The sequence below is a fragment of the Clostridium sp. CM74B_53 genome (assembly GCF_036318045.1).
GTDB lineage: Bacteria > Bacillota > Clostridia > Lachnospirales > Lachnospiraceae > Pilosibacter.
The window spans coordinates 75,322-84,933 of sequence record NZ_JAWQDE010000014.1; the positions used below are offsets into that span (position 1 = coordinate 75,322).

The window sequence follows — 9,612 nt, forward strand, 5'->3', positions numbered from 1 at the left end:
ATGAAATGGAAATGGAAACGGCCGGCCGCATTTTTACTGGCGGCGGCAATGATTTTTACGATGCCGGGAGTTCCGGCATCTGCGGTGGAAGCGGGTGTATCCGCCGTCCATACGGGGTTGTGCGAGCATCACCCGGAACATACAGAGGACTGCGGATATACGGAAGGAACCGAAGGGGCAGACTGTGAACATGAGCATACTGAGGATTGCTACACCCTTGTGAAGAAGTGTGTCCATGAGCATGACGATAGCTGTTACCCTGTTTTGGAAGAAAGCATATCGGAAAATACGGCGACCCCATCTGAAGCAGAGAAGGCCCAGCCGACCGCGTGTACCCATGAATGCAGTGAGGAAAGCGGCTGTATCACAAAAGAATTAAGCTGTCCCCATGAACGCGGCGGGCATGACGATACCTGCGGCTACATTTCGGCCACAGAGGGGACGCCCTGTGGGTATACCTGCGAGCAGTGCAATTCCCAGGACAGTGGGCTTGTTCCCGGTGTGTCCGGGAGTGCTCCGGCGGAGTGCAGCTGCGAAACCCACTGTGAGCAGGGGGCGGTCAATCCCGACTGTCCGGTCTGCTCTGCGGAAGATGCAGACCTCTCTGCCTGCAAAGGCACAGAGGAAACCGTCTGTATCTGCACCGACCGATGCAGTGAGGAGATGGTGAATCTGGACTGTCCCATCTGCTCTGCGGAGAATGCAGACTTCTCTGCCTGTCTTGGAAAAGAGGCGGCGGCGCTGGCTGCGTTTGCGCTGCCGCAGGCCGATCATACCCACCACTGCGTCTGCGGCGGGAATGGAGATGTCAACGGGCACGAACATGACACTGCTGGCACAGAGTGGACAACTACCGATTCCCTGCCTGATTCTGCGGGCAGCTATTATCTGACGAAGTCCGTGTCGGAGAACTGGACTGTGCCAACGGACGGCGAGGTCAACCTCTGCCTGAACGGGCAGACGATCAACGGCAAAATCACCGTCGGCAGCGGCGCGAAGCTGACGCTGACTGACTGCTCCGGCAACGGAAAGGTTCAAGGCGAAGTGACCGTCAACGGCGGCAAATTTGAGCTGTACAGCGGCACGATCACCGGCGGCGTGCAGGTCGGTATAAAGGGCAGCACCTATCAGACCGGCTCGTCCTTTACCATGTATGGTGGAGAGATTACCGGTAATAAAGCAGGCAGCGGCTCCGGCGGCGGTGTGTTCCTTGTCGGCACGACGAATCCGACCGACCCGCCGAGCTTCACCATGCATGGCGGAACCATTTCCGATAACACTGCGGGTGCGTCTGACGGCGGTGGCGGCGGCGTATATGTGGGTGAGAAGTGCAGCTTCACCATGGACGGCGGCACCATCACCGGCAACACAGCCACCAAGGGCAACGGCGGCGGCATCTATATCCACTTTAACGCCGGCCGTGTTTCGATCTCCAACGCCACGATCACCGGCAACAAGGCGTCCGCCACGGGGAATACACGTTATGGCCACGGGGGCGGCATTTATTCGGAGAGAGGGGTAACCGTCGAGAATGTGACGATCACCGGAAACAACAGTACCTTTGAGGGCGGCGGCATCTATGGAAAGGGCGCTATTACCCTCACCGATGCTACCGTTACCGACAACAATCGATATGACGTTTACTACGACGGAGAGGAAAAAACAACTCCTGAGCTCACTGTTTCCGGCTTGGTGCAGGCCGGTTATTACGCCAATAATGATTGGAAGCTGCCCATTCTTGTATCAGGCGAATTGAGTGAGGATTCGGTCATCCGTGTGGGCGTGTATGAAGGCATAAAGCCTAATGCCGGCGGCAGTCTCCTCATTGCCAAACCGGCGGCAAGCGGCGTGAAGCTCAGCGCCGAGAACTTCAATGCGGACGCCGCCGACTGCGTGACCAGCCTGGGCGATGACGGCAATGTCTATCTTGTGCCCTGCACGCACGAGATGGACGATACCGGCTATACCTGCAAGAAGTGCGGGACGACATTCGACGCGCGCGTGGGCGATAGCGCCTATTATCAGACGCTGACGAAGGCGTTTGATGCAGCCAGAGGCAACACCGTGACGCTGCTGCGGGATGTGACGCTCGCAGGAAATTGCTCTTCTTCTTACACCTACTCAGCGACGCTGGATCTGAATGGCAAAACTGTCAGCAGCGAGCGTTATTACATTAGCGTCGGAGGTGGGAACAAGCCCAGGACTCTGACGGTCATGAATTCCGGAACAGGCGGCGGAACGCAGGCGCTCGATGTCACGTTTTACGTTTCCTCCAACGGAACGCTGGCGGTTGACGACTCCTACACCGGCGAGATTTCGCGCGTGGAGCTGCAGGCCGGCGGCGCATTGGAGCGCTTTGGCGGCGAAATCGGCGAGTTGGTTTTAAGAGATGCTGCGATTGGCTCCACAAGTACGGGCTACGGCCTGAAGCTGTGGAATGGCAATACAAACGCCTGCACCATCGGCAAGTTCACGGATAACATGACGAGCAAGAGCCTCACCGTTAAAGACCTGCTGGGAACCGACTACGCAAAGTGCGAGCTGTACGGCGAAAACAGCGGTACATGGAGCATCGTTGATAAGAGCACTAAAATTGTGGACTTGAAGGGCTATACAGCGTACAAGGTACAGTTCCCGGAGTGCGTCCATCAGTGCGCCGATGACAGCAACCCCGTATGCTCTGTGTGCAACAAGAAACTGTACACGAAAATTACCGCCCAGAGCACCGACGGCACGACCAAGACTGCCTACTTCACGGCAGACAGTGCGCTGGAACACGGCTATGCAGAGGCCATCCAGACCTTGAACGGCTGGAGCAATGAGGGCTGCACCGAGCCGACGCTGACCCTGCTGCGGAATATGGATGTTTACAACACCTCCATGCCGCTGACCGGCACACTGACGCTGGAGGGCGGAACGCACACCGCCAAGAATGTGACGGTCGCCAAGGGGGCGGACGTGACCTTTGCCAGCGGCAGCTATCAAGGTGCGACCATCGACGGCACGGCGACGGTGAAGGAGGGCGTCACATTTGCCGACGACGCCACCGTCACGGTGAACGGTACGCTGAACGCCAAGGGCGGTACCTTCACTGGTAATGTCAAATTCAACGGCAGCAGCATCGCGAACATCAGCGGCGGCAACTTTACCAATGATAAGTTGCATGGCGGCGTTGAGTTCTTCAATTCTTCTGTCACGGGCACGATCTCCGGCGGCACGTTTGTCTTCGCGGATTTTTACACCACCAAAGTCAAGCTCTCCGGCGGCACATTTAAGGAGATCAGAAGCTACAGCGACCACAAACTTGCCGACCTACTGGCGGAGGGCGCGGCGTATTACAGAACAGTCGATGATCAGGCTGTGACCAATGATAGAGTGAATACGCTGGAAAATGTCAAGGTCGTGTCGCATACGCACAACGGCGGCACGGACGGCAAGGGCATTTGCAGCATCTGCAACAAGCAGATGACGGCGTCGCTGACCGTCGGCGGCAAGACGAGCTGGTACGCGGCCTTTGCCACTGCCATCGAGGCGGCGAACGCGGCGGACGGTGCAAAGACCATCACGCTGTATCAGAATGTGGATGACACTGTCTACGGGAAGCGGACCGCCTATGAGCTGACCCGCGGGCCGGTGACGCTGGCGACCGGCGGGAAAAGGGTCGATGGTGTGGACCTCATCGCCAAGGGCATTTCTCTGACGGTCACGGGCAGCAACGGAAGCTTCTATGTGACGGTGGACGGCAAAGACGCGAAATTGACCGTCAACGACACGGATACGAAGCTCGCCATTGTCACTGCGAAGAACGGCGGAAAGCTTTCGCTGAGCAACGGCACCTTCAGCCGTGTGGCTGTAAAGGACGACGGCAGCAGCGCCAGCCTCAGCGGCGGCAGCTACGGCGAGATCACGAGCGATGCCGGCTATGTCAAGCCCTACGCGCTGCTGGCGAAGGGGTACGCTTACAAAAAAACAAAGGATAACCAATGGCTCCCCAACGCCAATTCAATCCCGTCAGAAGTCACCGTTGAAAAAGCGCCCTTCGCGGTCGAAAAGATCTATCCGAATAGCGATACGAACTACACCGGAAACTCGGCGTTTGCGACGGACGGCAGCATCACGCTGACTGCGGTAATCGCGCCCGAAACGCAGGGCGTCACCTACTACTACTGGTGGGAGCGGTTTGACGAATCAAGCAAAGACTGGACCACGAAATTAAACGATGTTAATACTGCGACGCATACCGGCGGGCAGAGCAAGACGCTCTCCATCAGCAATCTGCCGGAAAACAGCAGCTACCAATACCACGTTTATGTGAGTAGCGACAACGGCTACAATTGCTACAGCGAGCCGTTCACCGTGACCCGGCATCAGCATAGCTGGACGTACACGGCAAGCGGCGCGACCATCACCACAAGCTGCACAGACACGACTTGCACCAGCCCGAACGGCGGCAGCGTGACCATCAAGGCCCCCGCCGAGCTGACCTACAGCGGGGAAGGCAAACCCGCCACGGTGACTGCAAGCAGCGATTGGCAGGGTCTGGCGGCGAGTGGGATCACCATCAGCTACATAAAGACGGGCATGTATGGTTCAGAGAAATTGGAAAACGGCGCGCTCCCCACGTATGCCGGTACCTACACCGCCAGCATCACCCTGGGCGAGGCGACCGCCAGCGTGACCTATACCATTGGCAAAGCTACCCCCAAGGCGGAGGACTTCACCTTCACCGCCCCGACAAGCCTGACCTATGACGGCAATGTCAAGAGCGCGACGGTTTCTCCCGCAAAGGCAGGTACGGGCGATGTCATCGTAAAATACTACGATAAAGACGGTAAGGAAGCCGCACCTAAGAACGCGGGCGAATACACCGTCAAGATCGATGTAGTCGAGAGCACGAACTATGCTGCGGCCAACGGCCTGACAGCGGATGGCTGGAAGTTTAGCATCACCAAGGCTGTCGCACCCACGATGCAGCCCATAGAGCTGACCGTTATCAACGGGCTGGCAAAGACTTACTTGGTCAATCTTCCCGCGCTGCCGACGCTGGGCGATAATTGTAAGTACGGCTCCATCAAATATGAGGCCTGCAACTTCAATCTGATTGGAGAGGGCGGCTACGCAAATTCGATGGCAATGATCACATCAAACGATGAGTTCCAGTTGACTGTCCCGGCTGTCGAATCTCAGACCGAAGGTTCCGTCGGAACCGTAGGCGTCAAGATCACCACGGACAACTATCAGGACATGCTCCTGACCGTTGAAGTCATCGCGAAGAACAAGATCGTTCCCGTGCTGGACGGCGAGATCACCGCAACGCCAATCACCTTTGGCCAGATCCTGCGCGTCAGCACCATTACTGGCACGATGAAAGACGACGGCAAGACGGTCGAAGGCACTTTCGAGTGGACGAATCCTAGTACCAAGCCCGACAAAGCCGGCGACTATCAGGCTGAGTGGATATTCACCCCGGCGGAGGGCTATGAGGAATACGCGACCGCGACCGGAACTGTGACCATCAAGGTGAACAAGGCTACCCCCACCTTCAACGCTCCCACGGCGCAGGAAAATCTGACCTATACCGGACAGGAGCAGGCGCTGATTACTGCGGGCAGTGTGACCAGCGGTGGCACCATGCAGTACAGCCTGACCGAGAACGGCACATACAGCCAGGACATCCCTGTCGGCACCGATGCCGGAGCATATACCGTGTGGTATCGGGTGATTGGCGATGCAAACCACAACGATACCACACCCGCCAGCGTGGCGGTCAGTATTGGGAAGAAGCCGCTGACAATCACCGGGGTAACGGCTGCGTCCAAGCCCTATGATGGCACGACAGACGCGGGCATTACCAGCGTGACCTTCGACAACGTGACCTTGAACCGAGGCACAGACTACACCGTGACCGCCAACTTTGACGATGCCGGTGTGGGCAACGGCAAGAACATCACTGCCACAGTGACCCTGATGGGGCAGGCCTCGAAGAATTACGCCCTGGAGCAGAGCAGCTTCCCCACCACTGCCAGCATCACCAAGGCCGCTGCGCCTGACTTCACCAAGGGAACTGGGCTCGTCATTGTAAACGGCCACGAAAAGACCTACACCGTGACGCTCCCCGCCCTGCCCACGCTGGAAACGCCCAAAGAGTACGGTGCACCCACCTATGAGCTCGGCGGAATCACACTGGATGGCAGCTACTACACCGGCGGCGCGAAGGTAGAAAACGGCAAGCTGATCCTGCCGATTCAGAAAAATGACGTGAAAACCACCGGCTCTGTGGGTACAGTGACCGTAGTAATCAAGAGCACAAACTATGAGGACATCACGCTGACCGTCAATGTCAATGCGACCAACAAGCTTGTCCCCACTGTTACGGCACCTACGGCAAACGCCCTGACCTACAACGGTGCAGAACAGGCGCTGGTTACAGCAGGCAAGACCACTGGCGGCACGATGCTCTACCGGCTTGACAATTCTGAGTGGAGCGAGCAGCTCCCCACAGCGAAAAACGCCGGGGAATACACTGTTTGGTATAAGGTTCAGGGAAATGCAGAGTACGCAGATGTGGCAGAACAGAACGTGACTGTGACCGTAGCGAAAAAGTCAGTTACCGTTACGGCGCTTGATCAGAGCGCCTACACCGGCAGCACCGCGCCCGACCTTGGCAGCCCGGAAGCAGATAAGGACTACAAGGTGGAGGGGCTGGTTGGTGCAGATACCCTGAGCGGCACGGTAACACTGGACTACGCACAGACGCCGGATATGAGCAAAACCGGAAAAACCGCGATCAACATCACTGGTACGCTGTCAAATGACAACTATGAGATCACCTATATTTCTGGAACGTTGACCGTTTCCAAGCAATCTTCCAGCGACGGCGGTTCCTCCTCTGGTGGTTCGGGCAGCGGTGGAGGTTCCTCCTCCGGCGATTCTGACGATTCCGACAACAATGATAACACCAACCAGCCGGAGTACAAGCCTCAAGCCCCTGTAACCGGTGAAACCAAACCCATACAGCCGGATAAAAACGGCAATGCGGCAGTGGACAACAGCTCTGTCCAGTCCGCCATCGACAAGGCCAAACACGATGCGAAAAAGAACGGCACCACAGAGAACGGGATTGCCGTTACCGTTCCCATCACCCAGACGGCAGGCCAGACCTCTTTTAACGTGACCATCAAGGCGCAGACACTGGATCTGCTGGTCAAAGAAAATGTCCGGCAGTTTACCGTTGCAACAGATCATCTGGTTTCAGTCAATATCGGCCTGGATACTCTGAAACAGCTGGATACCGCCTCCGCTGGAGGGGACATCATCCTCCGGGCAGATAAGGTGGATGCCCTGCGCTCCACCGAGGCCAAAGCCGCTATCGGCATAAGACCGGCCTACGATCTGTCGCTGGTGTACCTCTCCGGCGGCAAAGAGACGCCGATTACCAGCCTGAATGGACATACCATCTCGGTGCGTTTGCCCTACACACCGGCAAAGGGTGAGCAGACAGGTAATCTCTATGCAGTCTATGTAGACGACGCGGGCAAGGTGGAATGGATCACCAGATCCAGCTACGATGCCAGTCTGAAAGCGGTGGTCTTTGAAACCGGTCATTTCAGCATCTACGGCATCGGCTACAAGAACCCTGCCCCGGCTTTCACCGACATTACCGGCCATTGGGCTGCGGACAACATCCTCTTTGTTGCCAGCCGAGGACTGCTCTCCGGCACAAGTGACACCACCTTTAGTCCCAACACCGGCATGACCAGAGGAATGTTCGTCACCGCCCTGGGGCGGCTGGCAGGCATCAACCCGGACAGCTACAAGACCGGGAAATTCACCGATGTGAAAGCCGACGCTTACTATGCGCCTTATGTCAACTGGGCGGCGCAGACCGGAATTGTGACGGGTGTTACCGCCACCACCTTTGCGCCGGATACCAACATCAACCGGGAACAGATGGCGGTGATTATGAAAAATTACGCTGCAAAGCTGGGCTATGATCTGCCCCAGACCTTAAAGGCTGTGACCTTTGCGGACAACGCAAACATCAGCAGCTGGGCGAAGGATGCGGTCAGGGCCATGCAGCAGGCGGGCATCCTGGCCGGGAAGAATGGAAATAAGTTAGACCCCAAGGGAACCGCTACCCGCGCCGAAGTCGCCACCGTACTGCGGCGGTTTGTTGAGATCGTCATTGACTCGCAGACCGCAAACGGCTGGCAGCAGAATGACAGCGGCCAGTGGAGCTATTACAGAAATGGGAAGCCAGTGAAGGGCTGGCTCTCCGACGACCAGAAGTGGTACTGGCTGGTCAAGGCTACCGGAATGATGTTTGCCGGCGGCTGGAAGCAGATTGACGGAAAGTGGTACTACTTCTACACAGATGGGACGATGGCGGTGAATACCACCATTGACGGATATACCATCGGCTCGGATGGTGCAAGAAAGTAACCTACAATAAAAAACGATTTGCCCGTATATCAGCGGACAAAGATAAACGCGGTCGGGTATCAAGAAACCTCACCGCGTTTATTTTTTCTCTTGTTTTTCTCTGGTGTCCGGCATTTTATCATAAAATCGGCAGAATCCCCCCCATCCCTCTTAGGTGGCAGGATGAATGCCGCTATAATGATACATAGACAGATGTAAAATGGTAAGCAATTACAATTCTTTCCCTTCCCTTTTGTGAAATCATGTGCTATAATTGATGCAGAACATATGTTCTGTCCCGATTGGGAAAGGAGGACCTGTTTTGTATTTGTATTTGACCGTATGCCATCAGCTAAAGCATCTGTCCAAAGATGAATTTCTCATTCTATGAGAATTATGCCGCACAGCAAAAAACCTGACCAACCAGGCCATCTACCAGATACGGCAGCATTACTTTGAACATAGCCAGTATCTCCCATATGAGAAAAACTACGCCATCTTAAAGACTTCCGAAAACTATCTTTTTTATAGCTACTATCCGTTCCTTATTTTGGCATAAAGAGGGAGCTGATGCTATACAAAGAAAATAGCCTGCCCGCTTTCGGCAGGCGTTCTTAAGTGGAAAGGTTTCTCTCCGTTGTAGAACGGTATACGGAAATTCCTGAATTGACTCCATGTATCTTGCATGAGTTTGTCGAGAAGATCGTCGTCCATGCTGCCAGCGATCCGAAGGGCAAGAACCGCACCCAGGAAATTGACATCTACTATAAGGGCATCGGAGCCCTGGAAGTATCCAAAGTCACTTCATCAAGGCGAGACTGCGACGACCTGAGCAGCGCGGAGACATTCGAACCGTTCGAGCCCGGCAGGGCTTGAACATAGAAAAAAGAGCCATCCATCGGATGACTCTTTTTTCTATCTCTTTGAGAGCACGAGACGGGATTCGAACCCGCGACCCTCGCCTTGGCAAGGCGATACTCCACCACTGAGCCACTCGTGCACACATACCTTCAAAACCACATATTGAAATCATCTTCACCGTTTCATCAACCAACCAGACCTTCCTGGATAAGCCCTCGACCGATTAGTAACAGTCAGCTCCATGCATTACTGCACTTCCACCTCTGCCCTATCTACCTCGTCGTCTTCAAGGGGTCTTACTTCTTTCGAATGGGATATCTCATCTTGAGG

2 protein-coding genes, 1 tRNA gene and 1 rRNA gene are annotated in these 9,612 nt (G+C 55.7%); 2 read left to right on the forward strand and 2 right to left on the reverse strand.

Features of this window, described 5'->3' with window-relative positions; genetic code table 11:
- Both V2546_RS12070 and V2546_RS12075 read left to right on the forward strand, forming a co-directional pair.
- Window positions 1-8,442 carry an S-layer homology domain-containing protein gene (locus V2546_RS12070; RefSeq protein WP_329752440.1) on the forward strand — a complete coding sequence of 2,814 codons (8,442 nt, stop codon included), beginning with the start codon at window positions 1-3 and terminating at the stop codon, window positions 8,440-8,442.
- A gap of 597 nt (window positions 8,443-9,039) precedes the next feature.
- On the forward strand, window positions 9,040-9,297 hold the full coding sequence (locus V2546_RS12075) for a DUF4368 domain-containing protein (RefSeq protein ID WP_329752441.1): 258 nt from the start codon (window positions 9,040-9,042) through the stop codon (window positions 9,295-9,297).
- A 52-nt stretch (window positions 9,298-9,349) separates the two neighbouring features.
- Here V2546_RS12075 and V2546_RS12080 read toward each other — a convergent pair.
- Both V2546_RS12080 and V2546_RS12085 read right to left on the reverse strand, forming a co-directional pair.
- Window positions 9,350-9,421: transfer RNA gene (locus tag V2546_RS12080), tRNA-Gly, on the reverse strand.
- 64 nt (window positions 9,422-9,485) lie between these two features.
- A 23S ribosomal RNA gene (locus tag V2546_RS12085) occupies window positions 9,486-9,612 on the reverse strand; the annotation flags it as partial.

Bases quoted from the DNA above. Each gene is read 5' to 3' on its own strand.
- V2546_RS12070 (WP_329752440.1), top strand. From the start codon at position 1: ATGAAATGGAAATGGAAACGGCCGGCCGCATTTTTACTGGCGGCGGCA.